Annotated in this window: 1 protein-coding gene; it reads left to right on the forward strand. The window is 48.1% G+C overall.

Annotated elements, in window-relative coordinates:
• Positions 1–235, forward strand: a 235-nt coding sequence (locus LKX83_RS32935; RefSeq protein WP_227887498.1) for a serine hydrolase, incomplete at both ends; no start/stop codon positions are given.

Below are 235 nucleotides of genomic sequence, written 5' to 3' on the forward strand. Positions count from 1 at the left end.
TTTTAAAGTTCTGCTATGTGGCGCGGTATTATCCCGTATTGACGCCGGGCAAGAGCAACTCGGTCGCCGCATACACTATTCTCAGAATGACTTGGTTGAGTACTCACCAGTCACAGAAAAGCATCTTACGGATGGCATGACAGTAAGAGAATTATGCAGTGCTGCCATAACCATGAGTGATAACACTGCGGCCAACTTACTTCTGACAACGATCGGAGGACCGAAGGAGCTAACC

It is taken from the genome of Cohnella baijiui, from assembly GCF_020731285.1.
In the GTDB taxonomy this organism is placed as follows: Bacteria; Bacillota; Bacilli; order Paenibacillales; family Paenibacillaceae; genus Cohnella.